This is a genomic window from Paenibacillus sp. FSL R7-0312 (assembly GCF_038004445.1).
In the GTDB taxonomy this organism is placed as follows: Bacteria; Bacillota; Bacilli; order Paenibacillales; family Paenibacillaceae; genus Paenibacillus_AQ.
The window spans coordinates 5,121,244-5,136,428 of record NZ_JBBORE010000001.1 but is presented as its reverse complement, the minus strand read 5'-3'; the positions used below and the strand labels follow the sequence as shown (position 1 = coordinate 5,136,428).

Genomic DNA, 15,185 nt, shown 5'->3' with positions numbered 1-15,185 from the left:
GTGCTTTTATGCGGGCAATAATTGTTGACGATGAACCTATGCAGATTCAGGGGCTTGTCCGGCATATCAGCTGGAAGGCCCTGGGATACGAGGAGCCGCTAACCGCGCAGTCTGGTGAGGAGGCACTGGCGATCCTGCGGGAAACTCCGGTAGATGTACTGATTACGGATGTCTCCATGCCCGGTATGACCGGAATTGAGCTATTGGCCATATGCAAAGCGGATTATCCGGCACTGCAGTCTATGCAGACAGTGATGATAAGCGGATATGACGAATTTGAATTTGTGCAGGAAGCTATACATCTGGGGGCTAAAGCCTACGTTCTGAAGCCTGTCCGGACAGAAGAGCTGGAGTTGAAGCTTGCGGCGTTCAGGGAAGTGTATGAGAAGAAAAAACAGATCGAACAGGAAACCGCCTTGCTTAAGGAGAAGGTTACAGAGAGCTATGAGGTATTGCAGGAGCGGTTCGTCAAGGATATGATCGAAGGCTGGATTCATAATGAAGAACTGCTTGAATCCTGGCGGCGGCTGCTGGAATTGCCGGATGGGGAATGGCAGACTTCGTTATTCCTCTTCGGCTATGACCGTCTGTTCCGGGACAATCCGCATGATGCCAAGGAGCGGATTATGCATAGCGAAGGGCTCTTGAATTGTGTGAAGCTTGGGCTTGCGGGATTCTCTACTGTTTATATCGGCAAGACTGGGGCGGATGAGCTGGCGGTCATTGTACTGAATGCAACACCCTTGGTCCGGGCAAGACTTGAGAAGCAGCTCACGTTCATCCAAGATATTCTAAAGGAGCAGTACACTGCTTCCGTTACAGTCGGAATCAGCAGGGAGTGCCATACCTGGACGGAAATACCGCTGCTGTACAAGGAAGTAAGGCATATGATGTCCGGTGCCAGACTGGCCGGGTACGGGCAAATCCTATATTTTGACCAGAGCCTGATGAACGAATATCAGGACTTCCGGCTACGTGAGGAATATATTCCGGAGATCGTGAAGCTGCTGGACACCGGAGAGGGCGAGAAGGCAGCAGTGTATTTCAATCATGCATTTGAAAGGCTGCTAGCGCGTGAGCCCGTATCCTTTTCTTATGTGCAGGCTTTCGGTATGGGCTTGCTCAGTGAGCTGGCGCGTAAGACGAAGCGGCTTCAAGAGACGGATACAGAGATGAATATTCTCATGTGGCAGCGGTTGATCGACTGCACCGGAGTGAATGACGTCAGGAAGGTATTACTGGAATATTTGGCGCAATATGCTAAGCTTAGTCAGGGAGAACAAGTCGCCCAGCAGCATAACCTGATCCAGCGGGTTGCCCGCCAGCTGGAGGAACGTCTCCAGGAGAATATAACAGTGAAGCAGCTGGCCGAGCAGTTTCACCTGAATCACAGTTATTTAAGTGTTCTGTTCAAGAAAGAAATGGGCCGGACGATTTCTGATTTCACGCAGGAAGCAAGAATGAACAAGGCCAAGGAGCTGCTCCGGGACCCGAATGTTAAGGTCTATGAGGTTGCAGAGCAGGTGGGATTCCAGACCGCGGCTTATTTCACCTTCCTGTTCAAGAAAACTACCGGTACCACACCGCAGGAGTTCAGAGATTACCATTACTAGGAGTGAGGATTTTGCAGACAAAGATCAGCCTCGAAGGCGAATGGAAGTTGCAGTTAGACGAGAGTAAGCAGGGACTTGTATTACCTTACACAGATGTAATCACACTGCCGGGAACAACCTCCCATGCACGCAAAGGACCGAAGAATGAGGAGTTTTTGGTAAGCGCTCTTACGGATGAATATATGTTCGAAGGACCCGTCTGGTACTCCAGGGAGATTAACATTCCAGAGGAGCTGGCCGGCAAGAGCAGTTATCTATATTTGGAACGTACACGGCTTACAACGCTGTGGGTGGACGGGCAGGAGATTGGCAGCCGTGACAGTCTGAACACTGCCCATGTATATAAGCTGCCGCAGCTGCAGCCGGGTACGCATACGATCACGGTCCGGGTAGACAACACGGGTTACCCGACCAAAGGCGGACATCTGACTTCGCCGGATACCCAGACGAACTGGAACGGAATTACCGGCCGTATGGAGCTGCAATTCTACGGAGAGTCACAGCTTAGCGGCATCCGCTTGGATTCAGAACTGGCTGCACGTTCCGTCCGCATCGCAGCAACTCTGGAGAGTAAGAGCGAAACTACACTTGTAGTATCTGCCAAGAGCTTCAATAGTGAGGATTCACACACGGTAGAAGAGCAGGAGTACATAGTAGCTCCGGGGAAATTCTCTGTAGATTACGCTCTCGGTCATGAGGCGCTGCTATGGAGTGAATCCGCTCCCAATCTGTATAACATCCTCCTGGTTCTGAAGGATGGCAAAGGCAATGTCATAGACAGGCAGGAGGTTATCTTCGGACTGAAGGAATTCCGGGCAGAAGGGGACAAGTTCACGATTAACGGGGAGAAGACCTTCCTCCGCGGCAAACATGACGGCCTGATCTTCCCGCTGACCGGCTATGCTCCTACAAATGTTGAAGAATGGGTCAGAATTCTTGGGATTGCCAAGTCTTACGGGATCAATCATTACCGTTTCCATACCTGCTGTCCGCCGGAGGCTGCTTTTACCGCTGCAGATATGCTTGGGATCTACATGCAGCCGGAGCTTCCGTTCTGGGGTACGATTACGGTAGAAACGGACGAAGGGCATAATCAGGCAGAGCAGGATTACCTGATCAGTGAAGGCTATGCCATTCTAAGGGAGTTTGGCAATCATCCATCCTTTGTGATGATGTCTCTCGGCAACGAGCTGTGGGGCAGCAAAGAGAAGATTGATTCCTTCCTGAAGGACTACAAAGCGTTCGATGACCGCCCTTTATACACCCAAGGCTCCAATAACCACCAATGGGTACCGGAGATTCTGGAGCATGACGACTTCTTCAGCGGGGTGCGTTTTACCCGGGACCGCTTGTTCAGAGGCTCTTATGCAATGTGCGATGCTCCGCTGGGCCATGTCCAGACGGCTGTGCCAGGCACGATGAAGGATTATGACGACCAGATCGTTCCTCCGGACTTCCTGAATGGAGGAGGACAGGCTGCTGCTGCCGGCGGCGAGATCCAGATCCAGTATGGCACCGAAGCCAAAACGGTGCAGGCTGGCGGAGAATCCGGCGAATGGATTCCGCAGGTTCCGGTGGTCTCGCATGAGATCGGACAATACGCTACGTTCCCTAATTTCGAAGAAATCGCGAAATACACAGGTTCGCTCAAAGCTGAGAACTTTGTAATTTTCCGTGAACGGCTGGAGAGCAAGGGGCTGGGTCATCTGGCATCGAAATACTTTGAAGCCTCCGGCCAGCTTGCGGTAGCCTGTTATAAGGAAGAGCTTGAGGCCGCCTTCCGCTCGCGGCGGCTGGCCGGCTTCCAGCTGCTGGATCTGCAGGATTTCAGCGGTCAGGGAACTGCGCTGGTTGGCGTGCTTGATGCCTTCATGGATTCCAAAGGACTGGTTAGTGCCGAGGAATGGCGTACATTCTGCAATGATGCGGTGCTGATGGCACGATTTCCTAAGTATAATTATACCTCGGGCGAATTGTTCACTGCCCATGTGGAGCTTAGCTGCTTCCGTAGCGGTATGCCGGATTCCGCTCAGCTGCTATGGCAGCTTGCAGCAGAAGATAGCGTAATAGCCGAAGGATCAACCTTAGCGGCCATTCCGGCCGGAAGCCATTATATCGACATTTGCGATTTGGCGGTAACTCTTCCTGCCGTAGACCGGATGAATAAGTTCGTATTATCCCTTTCCATCCAGGGAACGGATATCCGCAAGAGCTACGACCTGTGGGTATACCCTGAGCAGAGCAGCAACCCGCTTGAGCACATTCACGTATTCACGGAGCTGTCCGAAGAGGCGCTTACAATGCTGGAGAAGGGTGGAAATGTGCTGCTGATGCCAGAGCCGGACTCTCTCCAGAATGCTGTAGAAGGATATTACTGCACAGATTTCTGGTGTTATCCGATGTTCCGTTCGATATCGGAGAGCATGAACCGGCCTGTACCTGTCGGTACAATGGGTCTGCTGATTGATAACAGCCACCCGGTACTTCGTGAGTTCCCGGGTGAGGAGCATTCGACCTATCCATGGTGGAGCATTGTCGAGAATTCGAAATCACTGATCATGGATGATGCGGACCGCAGTTGGAATCCCATTGTGCAGACCATTGATAATTTCGAACGTAATCATAAGCTTAGCTTCCTTACGGAGTGCCGTGTAGGCAACGGTAATCTGCTGGTATGTGCACTGGATGCAGGGAAGGTGAGCGAGACCCCTGAAGGCAGACAGTTCTTGACCAGCGTGGCAAATTATATGAAATCTGCTGAATTCAAACCGCAATATGAGGCAACTGTTGCCGAGCTTCAGGCGCTGATTCAATAGCAGGAACGAAATAATAACACAAAGGAGCGATTCTCCATTCCGGGAGAGTCGCTCCTTTGTGTCTTTTTCAAGATTATAAGCCCTCATCTATTCAGACTTCAGTCGAACCTGCTGAATATAATCCAGAAACCGTCTGGAGGCAGGAGACAGGTAACGGTCATGACGCCATTTCAAGCCGACCTCCCATTCCCAGCCCTCTTCCTCAATCGGAATCCAGACCAGGCCGTCCAGCATTAAGCCCAGCGTCTGCGGCAGTACAGAGACTCCAAGCCCGGCTTTGATGAAGCCGGCTACCGTAATCAGGTCCTCTGCTTCATAAGTCGAGGCCAGCTCGAAATGGGTGTTTTTGAATAGCGAGCTAATCGTAGCTTTGAGTCCACAGTTCGTTTTCAAGCCGACAAAGGGTTCACCGGACAGCTCAAACAAACTCAGACTGGAGCGTGAAGCAAACCGGTGCTGAGTGGAGACCACAATAAAGATCGGCATTCGCCGGATAATCATCCATTCGTCATCGTTCATTGTGGTTTCTCTGGAAGTGATCAGCATATCCGAAGTGCCAGTCTCCAGAGCTTCATCGATATCCCCATGATTTCCCTGATACAAATTAAACCGTACCTTGGGGTTGTCCGCCTGATAATCCCTGATCAGTGAAGGCACCAGGTCAACACCGAGAATATTCAGATACGAAATGTGGATGACACCGCTCTCCGCATTCGACCATTCTCCGATTTCACGTATACCGTTGCCGATATTGTTCATCGCTTCTTCTACCCATTTGCTGAACATAACCCCATACCTATTCAACTGGACATTGCGTCCTTTCCGCTCAAACAGAGGAACGCCCAGCTCACTCTCCAGCTTGGAGATAGCATGACTCAGCGCGGGCTGGGTAATTCTAAGCGCCTTGGATGCGGAGGTCATATGCTCAAGCCGAGCCACGGTCAGGAAATATTCTAATTGGGTAAGCTCCATTTCAGACGGGTCTCCTCATTACATTAATATTAATAATAGATTTAATGAAAATAATAAATTAGACGCATAACTTAATCAAGCTTAAAATTATTATAGACCTTGAAGGACTGCACCCGGCAGCTTGAACGAGGAATCACTAATGAAATGAGGCTGCAACAATGACTATAACTTATGCAAACCCGCTGACAGAATACGAGGGCAAAAAAATACTGGTGACAGGTGGCACCAAGGGTATGGGGGAGGCCATCGTTAACCGGTTTAAAGCAGCCGGTGCTGAAGTGATGACTACTGCCCGCACACTCCCGTCTGGATTGGCGGATGCTGACTTGTTCGTACAAGCAGATCTGTCTGCCAAAGAAGGCGTGGAGAAAGTGATTGCTGCGGTTAAGGAACGTTTCGGCAGCATCGATATCGTAGTGAATAACATCGGAGGCAGCTCTACACCTCCCGGCGGGTTTCTTGCGGCAAGCGACGAGCACTGGATGGATGCGCTGAATCTCAACCTGCTTGCGTCGGTCCGGCTGGACCGGGGCCTGATCCCCTTAATGCTGGAACAGGGAAAAGGTGTGATTATTCATATCTCTTCAATTCAAAGAGTGCTGCCGCTGGTCGAATCCACTATTCCTTATGCAGCCGCTAAGGCAGCACTAAGCAATTACAGCAAAAGCCTCTCTAAAGAATTCTCTCCACAAGGTATCCGTGTAAACCGTGTTGCCCCTGGCTTCATTCAGACGACAGCAGCCAATGCCTTTATGGAGAATATTGCGAAGGTTACAGGGAGTGTGGAAAGTGCGCTGCAGTCCGTAATGGATTCACTGGGCGGCATTCCGCTGGGCCGTCCAGGCTTCCCGGAGGAGGTAGGCGAGCTTGTGGCTTTCCTGGCCTCCGACCGCGCAGCATCCATTACAGGTGCTGAATATGTGATAGACGGAGGAACCGTGCCTACGGTATAAGCATCAGACGTACTTTCACTTTCACTGGCAAGCAGGAGCAAATCTGCGCTAAAAGATAAAGAACAGACCGGGAAGCAGCTTAATGGCTGCTCCAGGCTGTTCTTTTTGTCTTATTCGGGATATCATTTCTTAAGAAAAGCAGCATTAATCTTTAGCTATTCTTTAGATTTGGTTTAGACTGGATTAAGAATGGCAGGCTATAGTTACAGTTAGCGCAGCTTGCACAACTAGATAGAGGGGGATTTCACCATGTATACCATTCTCATAGCTGATGATGAATCGGAGATTGTAGAGCTTCTGCAGCTGTATCTGGAGAAGGAATACAACATTCTGCAAGCACAGAACGGAATCGAGGCGCTGAAGCAGATGCAGAATAACAAGATAGATCTGGCTATTCTCGATATTATGATGCCGGGGATGGACGGGCTGCAGCTGCTGAAGCGGATTCGTGAGCATGAGCATTTCCCGGTGCTGTTCCTGTCAGCCAAGAGCCAGCATCATGATAAAATCTTAGGTCTTGAGCTGGGAGCAGACGATTATATCTCGAAGCCCTTCAATCCGCTGGAGATCGTTGCCCGTGTCGGGGCTCTGCTGCGGCGGGTGCATCAGTTCGATGCCAAGGCTATAGAAGAAGAACAGACGAAAGAACAGATTGTGCTCGGACGGTTAACGCTTGACCGGAGCAGCTGTCAGGTTGAGGTATCCGGCGAACCGGTAGCGCTGACTTCTACCGAATACAAAATCCTCGAACTGCTGATGGAGCAGCCGGGCCGGGTATTTACGCGCAAGAAGATTTATGAGGCCGTCTGGGAAGACTTCTATGTCTATGAGGACAACAGCATTATGGTGCATATCAGCAATATCCGCGATAAGATCGAGCGTGATTCCAAGAAACCGGAATACCTGAAGACGATCAGGGGATTGGGGTACAAAATTGAAGCACCCGTGGAAAAGTAGAGATAACCGCCCGCTGCAAACGTCGCTGACGATCGACTTTCTGCTGTTCAACTGTATGCTGGTGATGCTTGTACTGGTGGTCTATCTGTTCATCCAGAAGGATATCACCCACGTCATCATGGAGAAACTGATCCCCGATCCCGATCTGTCGGTCGAAGCTGGAGATTACCGTAACGAGCTGGGCCAGGGACCGGAGAGCGACCGGTTGCTGCAAAGCGGAGGGTGGCTGGAGCTGCTCGATTCGGGCAAGCAGGTTATCCGCGTTATTGGAGATAAGCAGGATCAGACTATGGGCTATGATGAGAACAGTCTGTTCCAGGGGCTGGAGAACCGCAGCGATCAGCCCTATTACTACTCCATTTCTCAAGTGGATAGTGACAGCGGAGTGGCTTGGCTGCTGCTCAAGATTCCCCGCCATGTGGTCAGCGTATCCATTAACAACGAAATGCTGATGGCCTATCTGAACCATTCGGTGTTCTTTTATGTGTTTGTGGTCAGCGGTCTGATTCTAATGCTGATTTTTGTATATAGCTACTGGGTCTCCAGAAGGATCAAGAAGCCGCTGCGGGTTCTAAATCTGGGGATGAACCGTATGATGGAAGGGCACTACAATACACGGATTGCCCTCTATGCGGAGACGGAATTTCTGCGGATTGGCAATAGCTTCAACTATATGGCGGATGTCATTGAGCGGACTACGGAGGAGAAGCGGCAGGCCGAGAAGAGCAAGCAGCGGCTGATGGTCGATCTGTCACATGATCTGAAGACACCGATTACCAGTATTCAGGGTTATGCACAGGCGCTGATCGAAGGACGGGTTACGGACCCTGAACGGCAGACCAAATACCTGAATTATATTTATACCAAATCCGTACAGGTGACGAAGCTGATTCAGCATATGCTGGACCTGCTCAAGCTGGAATCACCGGATTTCATTCTTCGCGTGGAGCGGCTGGAGCTGGGGGATCAGCTGCGGGAGATTATCGCCGATACCTACGGTGAAATTGAGCAAAAAGAGTTCGAGCTGCAGCTGCAGGTGCCTGAAGAACAGGTGTATGCCCATTATGATCCGGAGCTGTTCGCAAGCGTGATCAACAATCTGATCTCCAATGCGCTTGCCTATAATCCTGAAGGGACACGCATCCGTGTGACGGTTATTCCGGAGGATACAGATGTCCGGATCGAGATTGCTGATAATGGAGTGGGCATTCCCAAGGAGCTCTGGTCCACGATCTTTGATCCGTTTGTACGGGGAGATGAAGCCCGGACGACAGCAAGCGGGGGGACAGGTCTAGGGTTATCCATAGCCAAGAAGAACGTTGAGAAGATGGGCGGTTCTCTGATCCTGGAGAGCCGGGAAGGGGAGCCGACGGTGTTCATGATCCGGATTCCCAGATAAATAACTATACGAGGAGGAATAATAATGAAGCAGGATACGTTCAAGGGGCTTGTGGAGATTTCTGACCGGGTGATTTCAAGTATAATCCGCTATGCAGTTACCGAAACACCGGGCATTGCCGGAATGTCCGGCAACCCGGTCAGCGGGAATCTGGCCCGGCGCCTAAGCGGTAAGATTGGCACCAATGGATTATCAGTGGATGTTACGGATGAAGCCGTGGCGATTCAGCTGGATATCATTATTAACTACGGATACAAGATTCCTGAGGTATGCCAGATTCTTAAAGATAACGTCCATCAGGCTGTTGAGCATATGCTGGGTCTGACTCCGCCAATCGTGAATATTAAGGTTGATAAGCTCGCTTTTCCCAACTTATAGCTCTGTTTTCACGTCATCGGTATAGAAATCCTTCACGACCTGCCGGGCAGCCAGTTTATTCTTCGAGTAGTTAATTCTATAGATGCAGGAATAGATGACATTTAGGACATATTCAAAGGCAATCTGCGAGGAAAAGGTGCCAATCTTGGCATGCTTCACTTCATCCTCAGGCACTTGGATACACAGTGTGCTGAGCTTGGCCAATTCCGTACCATGAGCAGCGGTGATGGTGATAAAGGGAATGCTGTTGCGCGTGAAGTACTTTGCCGCCTGCAAATTATTTGCCGATAACCCGTGATAGGTTAAGAAAATGGCACAGTCCTGCTGCGTAAGATTAACCGTATGATATTCCCACTCCGACAGCTCCGTCGCAATCACGGCGTATTTATTGATTTTGATTAATTTATTCTGGAAGCTCTTCGCCCGGATCTCGGAATCGCCCAGCGCATAGATGAAGATCTTGCCGGACCGGTCCAGAATTTCTGCGGCCTTAGCAAGCTGGGCGTCCTCCAGGAAGGCAAAATTCTTCTCAATGGTTGCCTTCATTACTTCCGCAATTTCTTTGGCTACCTGGATGGGAGTTTCACCATGCTCAAACGGATAGTTGACATCCACATTAGAAATGCTATGGACATCCATCTGGAACTCCCGGGCCAGCTTTAGAATGAATTCCTTATAGCCCGCAAGTCCGAGTTTATGCGTCAGGCGGTTAATCGCCGAATGCGAGGTATAGGTAGCTTTGGCGAGCTCCTGTATGGACATCGGCAGTATACTTTCCTTATGGGTCAGGATATGCGCAGCAATGCTTCGTTCGTTGGGGGTAAAATGGTTCATTTCCTTTAATTGCAGCAGCAGCTTCATGACTAAGGCTCACCTCAAGAATTGAATTTCTAAGCTATAACAGACCCGGCTCTGAACATAATGTTCAAGGATTTATAGCGGTAATTACATATGAACGGATAATTGTACCGTTATGCCTGCTAAGTCTTCACGGCGGGTCTTTTTTTTCTATAATTAATGAAAGAGAAGAGGAGGAATTATGATGTTAACACTCGGCTATATCGGCAACGGCAAAAGCACCAACCGCTACCACCTTCCATTTTCCATGAACCGCGATCACTTGAAGGTCAAGACGATCTATGCCCGTACGCTTACGAAAGCGGAATGGCCCAGAGTGCCCGGGATTGAATACACGGACGATCTTGAATCCATAATGAACGACCCGGAGATCCGGCTGATTGTAGTGTGCACCAACACCGATTCCCACTATCATTATGCCAGAATGGCGCTGGATCACGGCAAGCATGTTTTGGTGGAGAAGCCTTTTATGCTGACGGAAGAAGAAGCAGTCTCTATCTTTCAGTATGCCAAAGAGCGGAATCTTGTCATTCAGTGCTACCAGAACAGACGTTATGACTCAGATTTCCTCACCGCACAGCAGGTTATAGAATCCGGTAAGCTTGGAGATCTGCTGGAAGTGGAAATGCACTTTGATTACTATCGTCCCGAGGTTCCGGCTTCAACTCCATTCTCTGTGTACTACAGTTACTTGTATGGACATGGATGTCATACCATTGATCAGGTGCTGTCATACTTCGGCAAACCGGATACCATTCATTACGACGTCCGCCAATTGCTGGGACCGCAGCAGATGAACGATTACTTCGATCTGGATTTCTTCTACCCTTCGCTAAAAGTATCGGTTAAATCCAGCTACTTCCGGCTCAAAGAGCGGCCAAGCTTCGTACTTTATGGTAAAAAAGGTGTGTTCGTCAAGCAGACGAAGGACCGTCAGGAGGAGCATCTGAAGTTATTTCACCTGCCTGAGGGTCACAGTGACTTCGGTATTGACCTGCCGGAGCATTATGGTATTCTAACGTATCTCGATGATGAGGGCAAGTACCATGAAGAGAAGGTCTCCTCAGCCAAAGGCGATTATGCCAGGGTGTATGACGGGATCTATGATGCCATCGTCCTCGGCACGGATAAATTGATTAAGGATGAAGAGACCATAGGCGTTATGCAGATTCTGGAGCAGGGAATGAAGGGGTGCCGCTAAATGAACCTAGGAATAGCCGGAGCCGGAATGATTGTCAAGGATCTGCTCAGCTTCATCGGAGAGATTCCGGGAATATCACTGACAGCCGTGTTCGCCAGACCCGGCAGGGAAGGCGCTCTGCAGGAGCTGCAGGACCAGTACGGGATAGCCAAGCTCTATACTGATTACAGCGCTATGCTTCAGGATACAGACGTGGATACCATCTATGTAGCACTGCCGAATCATCTGCATTATGCCTTCATGAAGGAGGCGCTGCTTAGCGGCAAGCATGTCATCTGCGAGAAGCCGTTCACGTCTAATCTGGCGGAGTTTCTGGAGCTGAAAGAGATCGCTGAACACAGGGAGCTTATCCTGGTTGAAGCCATCTCGAATCAATATTTGAACAATGTTACGGCGGTGAAGGAGCAGCTGGCTGGTCTCGGTTCCATTAAAATGGTGACGTGCAATTATTCGCAGTATTCTTCCCGTTATGATGCTTTCAAACGCGGTGAGATACTGCCTGCATTCAATCCGGAGATGTCCGGCGGCGCCTTGATGGACATTAATATCTACAATATCCATCTGGTTGTCGGCTTCTTCGGAAGTCCACAGTACGTGGAATACCGGGCGAACATGGAACGGGGAATCGATACGTCGGGGATGCTGCTGCTGGACTATGGAGATTTCAAATGCGTCTGCATTGGTGCCAAAGACAGCTCAGCTCCAGGTGCAGTGAACATTCAGGGGACGGAAGGGTACATTCAGATCAATGGTTCTGCCAGTGGATGCGACTCCTACGATTATGTCCTTAACCGGGAGAAGCCCGTCCGCGTGGATCACAAGGATCACCCCCACCGGATGTATGACGAATTCCTTCACTTCGAACGATTCATCCGAGAGCAAGACAGAAAGACGGCCGCGGAAATGCTCGCACACAGTGAGCGGGTGATGCGGGTTATTGAGCAGGCGAAGGCCAGCGCCGGGCTTGTATTTGGATCAGACCGCGGATAATAAAGAGTAGGGCTTCTTCCGGTTGGGGGGGAAGCTCTGTTCTTTTGTTTATCTTTTCAGAGGAATGTCACCGGAAATCTCATCAGCAGAGAACTCTTCAAGGCAGAGTGTAATGGAGAAGTGGATTCAACTAACGAAGCAGATAAAACAGCAGGTACCCCGGAATACGTTCCACAGGTGCCAGCTGTTTTATGGCTGTAGACAACAATTTTGGATTTGCGCCGATATTACGAGGGAAATGTTGTATTCTGTGCTACAGAAAGTTGATGAATCAAGGAACAAGCAGGAAATAATTAACTTATTGTCGAATTATCTGATTTGAGCTAATCCAGCGTACAGCCAGGGGCAGCTTATATCCATTGGGGGAAGGAACTAGAACAACTATGAAAAAGATTGTATTACTGCTCACTACACTGTTGCTCATGATCGGACTGGGGTATCCGGGAGGCACCGGACAGGCAGCGGCAGCCGCAGCATCGAAGTACACGGAGATTTCCACATTTGTGGACGGGACACTTATGATCTCGGCATCCAAGTCTGTACTCGTCAATGGTTCGGCTTATGTCCCTGTGAAGCTGCTGAATCAGATTCCCGGCTTTACCGTTGCTACCGCAGCCTCTGTTGTGACAATCACCGGAAGTAAGGGAAGCGCGAAGTTGAACAAGGACAATTCCATACTGTATAAAAACTCCAACTATGTCGCGTTCAAAACACTGCTTAAGCTTGGAGCCATAGACGGCAAGTATGCCACCAGCTCGTATACACTGTTCATCTGGAGTACGGAAGAAGGCAAAATAAAGAGCAACAGTATGCTCTACGCCATCAGCAAGCTTCCAGGAACAATGGGCCAGGCTGTGGGCAAGAAGGTCTATCTATATGCACATCCCGGCAGCCACTGGGTGACCGATGTTCAATACGCGGATGATACTAATACTTCTACTTTCACCATGCTGAGCGAAGCTGGAATAACCTGGACGCTAGATCTGGACGACAGTGAGACCGACACGTTGTACACGGAAGAGAATCTCTTTGCTTTCAAAGAGAATTTCAACGGTGATTCGGCATGGGCTGTAAATGCAAAGATTCCGGAAAGTCCTTTTAAGAACATGGAGAAGGTTACGGTCAAAGATTTCCGTTCCAGTCCCGGTGATGGCGGTTTAGAGGTACAGATCCGCCGGGCGAACGGTCAGGAAATCTATATCAGTCTAGACACGACCGTTAACCCTGTTGATTACCTTAAGGAGCTATTCTACTTTAAGAATCCTAGAACAGCTTATCCCAGCAGTGATGCCGTATGGGCTGCTATCCGCGATGAGCGGATCATTACCGACATGACGTTTGAACAGGTCTATCTGTCATGGGGAGAGCCCGACAGCTATAACGAAGATTTGGGATATATCGTATACGGCCATCAATATCTGTATTTCGTTAATAACAAGCTGAAATATTATTATGAACTGTAGATGATTGTGCCTAAGTCATTTGTAAATGGTACTTCACTGAAAAAGCCTCACCGTTGAGGCTTTTTCTTTTGGAATACAATACTAAGAATTCTGCAGGGACTGGTTAATTTTAAATTTCAACCTTTGTTCATACCCATGAATATAGTTGAGGCCTGAGTGAGTTAACTCACCTGAATTAGCATAACCGGCTTCGTGAATATGGGTCAGGGTAATATTGAAATCTCTTTCGTTCATCCCTATTTGATTGAAGCGGGGTTCCTTCTCTTCTTCAAGCAACTTCAGAATCTGATATACCGGGTCCGTACGTAGCAATTCATTCAGCTTCCTTCCTGTAAGCAATATGGCTTTAGCATATGCACAAGGAGGGATGTTGGTGACAGTGATTACAAGGACTATTTCGTTTCATGCTCAATAATTTTCTTGTATAATGAATTCACTGGCTCTGGACAAGCTATTGAAAATATTCATAATCGTACACTGTAGGAGGACAATATGCAGCTAATTCACCCCAAAGACATCCAAACTCAAATCGACCGGTTCACCGGTCAGGACCTTTATATACACCTGGAGCTCACAACTGGTGCTTATGCCAGTCACATTGACAGCTCGCGTCCGCCGGGATCGGCGTTTATCAGTAATGCACTTATCCGCTACACGCACGGCTCTATTTCGGGAACGGGTCCTTACCGGGTCGGCCTGAAGACAGAGCAGGGCTGGATTTATGCAGAAGGGCTTACCCATGTGGATGAGAACGAAACTGAGCGGCTAATCCTGGCCGGACATGATAATCAAGGCAAGCTGATTGTGGCATTGCAGCTTAGCCGGAACCCTTTTTAATGCAAATGGAGGATCAAGCAACCGTGAATAGCAGACCTATGGACAATAAGAAGATCTTAGTTGTACTTCCCCATCCCGATGATGAGGCGTACTTTGTATCCGGAACCTTGGCTAGGTACATTGAAGAAGGGGCTGAGGTTACTTATGCTTGTCTGACACTCGGCGAGATGGGCCGCAACATGGGGGTTCCATTAATCGCGAACCGCGTTACCCTGCCGGCGATCCGTAAGGAGGAGCTCGCTGCGTCCTGTCAGGCAATAGGTATTCAAGACTTAAGAATGCTCGGCTTCCATGATAAAATGATCGAGTTCGAAGACCCGAATCTGCTGGATAGTCAGATTATGCAGCTGATTCAGGAACTGGCTCCGTCGATAGTCATTACCTTTTATCCGGGGTACAGTGTCCATCCTGATCATGATGCCACCGGCGCTGCTGTTATTCGGACCATTGCCCGGTTACCTCTGACAGAAAGGCCAGTTGTACATTGCTCTGCATTCTCTAACAATCATGAGAAGATGATCGGGAAAGCGGATGTAACTATAGATGTGACCTCATTCCTCGCTGTGAAGATTAAGTCTATTCTATCGCACAGCTCCCAGTTCCAAGCAGACAAGCTTCTTGGCGGCCGTGATATAACAGATGATGTAATCCGCAGCAAGTTCGGCACAGAACGGTTCTGGACCTACCAGTTCGGGGATATCATTGCAGCAAAACCGAGAGGAGAAATGCTGTGTGCGCAGACATAAGT

The 15,185-nt window shown here is 49.5% G+C and carries 13 protein-coding genes; 11 read left to right on the top strand and 2 right to left on the bottom strand.

Annotated features, from left to right (window positions below; all coding sequences use genetic code 11):
* Positions 1–8 precede the first annotated feature (8 nt).
* The gene (locus MKX70_RS22340) at positions 9–1,613 is read left to right on the top strand and encodes a response regulator (protein WP_340840757.1); all 1,605 of its coding nucleotides are present in this window, start codon (positions 9–11) and stop codon (positions 1,611–1,613) included.
* Between the two features lie 2 nt (positions 1,614–1,615).
* Positions 1,616–4,429 carry a glycoside hydrolase family 2 TIM barrel-domain containing protein gene (locus MKX70_RS22335; protein WP_340840756.1) on the top strand — a complete coding sequence of 938 codons (2,814 nt, stop codon included), beginning with the start codon at positions 1,616–1,618 and terminating at the stop codon, positions 4,427–4,429.
* An 87-nt stretch (positions 4,430–4,516) separates the two neighbouring features.
* On the opposite strand, the gene MKX70_RS22330 is transcribed toward MKX70_RS22335, so the two are convergent.
* The gene (locus MKX70_RS22330; protein WP_042236410.1) at positions 4,517–5,401 is read right to left on the bottom strand and encodes a LysR family transcriptional regulator; all 885 of its coding nucleotides are present in this window, start codon (positions 5,399–5,401) and stop codon (positions 4,517–4,519) included.
* Between the two features lie 158 nt (positions 5,402–5,559).
* Here MKX70_RS22330 and MKX70_RS22325 point away from each other — a divergent pair, with 158 nt between their 5' ends.
* The 4 genes from MKX70_RS22325 (at position 5,560) to MKX70_RS22310 (ending at position 9,088) form a co-directional block, all read left to right on the top strand.
* On the top strand, positions 5,560–6,354 hold the full coding sequence (locus MKX70_RS22325; protein ID WP_340840755.1) for an SDR family oxidoreductase: 795 nt from the start codon (positions 5,560–5,562) through the stop codon (positions 6,352–6,354).
* 249 nt (positions 6,355–6,603) lie between these two features.
* Positions 6,604–7,311: a response regulator transcription factor gene (locus MKX70_RS22320; RefSeq protein WP_042236412.1), complete on the top strand. Its 708-nt coding sequence runs from the start codon at positions 6,604–6,606 to the stop codon at positions 7,309–7,311.
* Positions 7,289–8,710 (top strand): sensor histidine kinase, encoded by a 1,422-nt coding sequence (locus MKX70_RS22315; protein ID WP_042236414.1) that lies wholly within the window; start codon positions 7,289–7,291, stop codon positions 8,708–8,710. The genes MKX70_RS22320 and MKX70_RS22315 overlap by 23 nt, the downstream gene beginning before the upstream one ends.
* Positions 8,711–8,734: 24 nt before the next feature.
* Complete coding sequence (locus MKX70_RS22310; RefSeq protein WP_340786198.1) at positions 8,735–9,088, top strand: Asp23/Gls24 family envelope stress response protein; 354 nt, start codon at positions 8,735–8,737, stop codon at positions 9,086–9,088.
* Here MKX70_RS22310 and MKX70_RS22305 read toward each other — a convergent pair.
* Positions 9,083–9,949 carry a MurR/RpiR family transcriptional regulator gene (locus MKX70_RS22305; protein ID WP_340786196.1) on the bottom strand — a complete coding sequence of 289 codons (867 nt, stop codon included), beginning with the start codon at positions 9,947–9,949 and terminating at the stop codon, positions 9,083–9,085. The genes MKX70_RS22310 and MKX70_RS22305 overlap by 6 nt on opposite strands.
* 181 nt (positions 9,950–10,130) lie before the next feature.
* On the opposite strand from MKX70_RS22305, the gene MKX70_RS22300 reads away from it, so the two are divergent.
* From MKX70_RS22300 to bshB2, 5 genes are all read left to right on the top strand, one after another.
* On the top strand, positions 10,131–11,147 hold the full coding sequence (locus MKX70_RS22300; RefSeq protein WP_340790201.1) for a Gfo/Idh/MocA family oxidoreductase: 1,017 nt from the start codon (positions 10,131–10,133) through the stop codon (positions 11,145–11,147).
* Positions 11,148–12,137 carry a Gfo/Idh/MocA family protein gene (locus MKX70_RS22295; protein ID WP_340840754.1) on the top strand — a complete coding sequence of 330 codons (990 nt, stop codon included), beginning with the start codon at positions 11,148–11,150 and terminating at the stop codon, positions 12,135–12,137.
* 383 nt (positions 12,138–12,520) lie between these two features.
* Complete coding sequence (locus MKX70_RS22290) at positions 12,521–13,600, top strand: hypothetical protein (protein ID WP_340786192.1); 1,080 nt, start codon at positions 12,521–12,523, stop codon at positions 13,598–13,600.
* A 492-nt stretch (positions 13,601–14,092) separates the two neighbouring features.
* Positions 14,093–14,437, top strand: coding sequence for a YojF family protein (locus tag MKX70_RS22285; RefSeq protein WP_042137271.1), 345 nt, complete (start codon positions 14,093–14,095; stop codon positions 14,435–14,437).
* A gap of 38 nt (positions 14,438–14,475) precedes the next feature.
* The gene (gene bshB2, locus MKX70_RS22280; protein ID WP_340841686.1) at positions 14,476–15,183 is read left to right on the top strand and encodes a bacillithiol biosynthesis deacetylase BshB2; all 708 of its coding nucleotides are present in this window, start codon (positions 14,476–14,478) and stop codon (positions 15,181–15,183) included.
* Positions 15,184–15,185 lie beyond the last annotated feature (2 nt).

Bases quoted from the DNA above. Each gene is read 5' to 3' on its own strand.
- MKX70_RS22310 (WP_340786198.1), top strand. From the start codon at position 8,735: ATGAAGCAGGATACGTTCAAGGGGCTTGTGGAGATTTCTGACCGGGTG.
- MKX70_RS22320 (WP_042236412.1), top strand. From the start codon at position 6,604: ATGTATACCATTCTCATAGCTGATGATGAATCGGAGATTGTAGAGCTT.
- MKX70_RS22330 (WP_042236410.1), bottom strand. From the start codon at position 5,401: ATGGAGCTTACCCAATTAGAATATTTCCTGACCGTGGCTCGGCTTGAG.
- MKX70_RS22300 (WP_340790201.1), top strand. From the start codon at position 10,131: ATGTTAACACTCGGCTATATCGGCAACGGCAAAAGCACCAACCGCTAC.
- bshB2 (WP_340841686.1), top strand. From the start codon at position 14,476: ATGGACAATAAGAAGATCTTAGTTGTACTTCCCCATCCCGATGATGAG.
- MKX70_RS22325 (WP_340840755.1), top strand. From the start codon at position 5,560: ATGACTATAACTTATGCAAACCCGCTGACAGAATACGAGGGCAAAAAA.
- MKX70_RS22290 (WP_340786192.1), top strand. From the start codon at position 12,521: ATGAAAAAGATTGTATTACTGCTCACTACACTGTTGCTCATGATCGGA.
- MKX70_RS22285 (WP_042137271.1), top strand. From the start codon at position 14,093: ATGCAGCTAATTCACCCCAAAGACATCCAAACTCAAATCGACCGGTTC.
- MKX70_RS22305 (WP_340786196.1), bottom strand. From the start codon at position 9,949: ATGAAGCTGCTGCTGCAATTAAAGGAAATGAACCATTTTACCCCCAAC.
- MKX70_RS22340 (WP_340840757.1), top strand. From the start codon at position 9: ATGCGGGCAATAATTGTTGACGATGAACCTATGCAGATTCAGGGGCTT.
- MKX70_RS22295 (WP_340840754.1), top strand. From the start codon at position 11,148: ATGAACCTAGGAATAGCCGGAGCCGGAATGATTGTCAAGGATCTGCTC.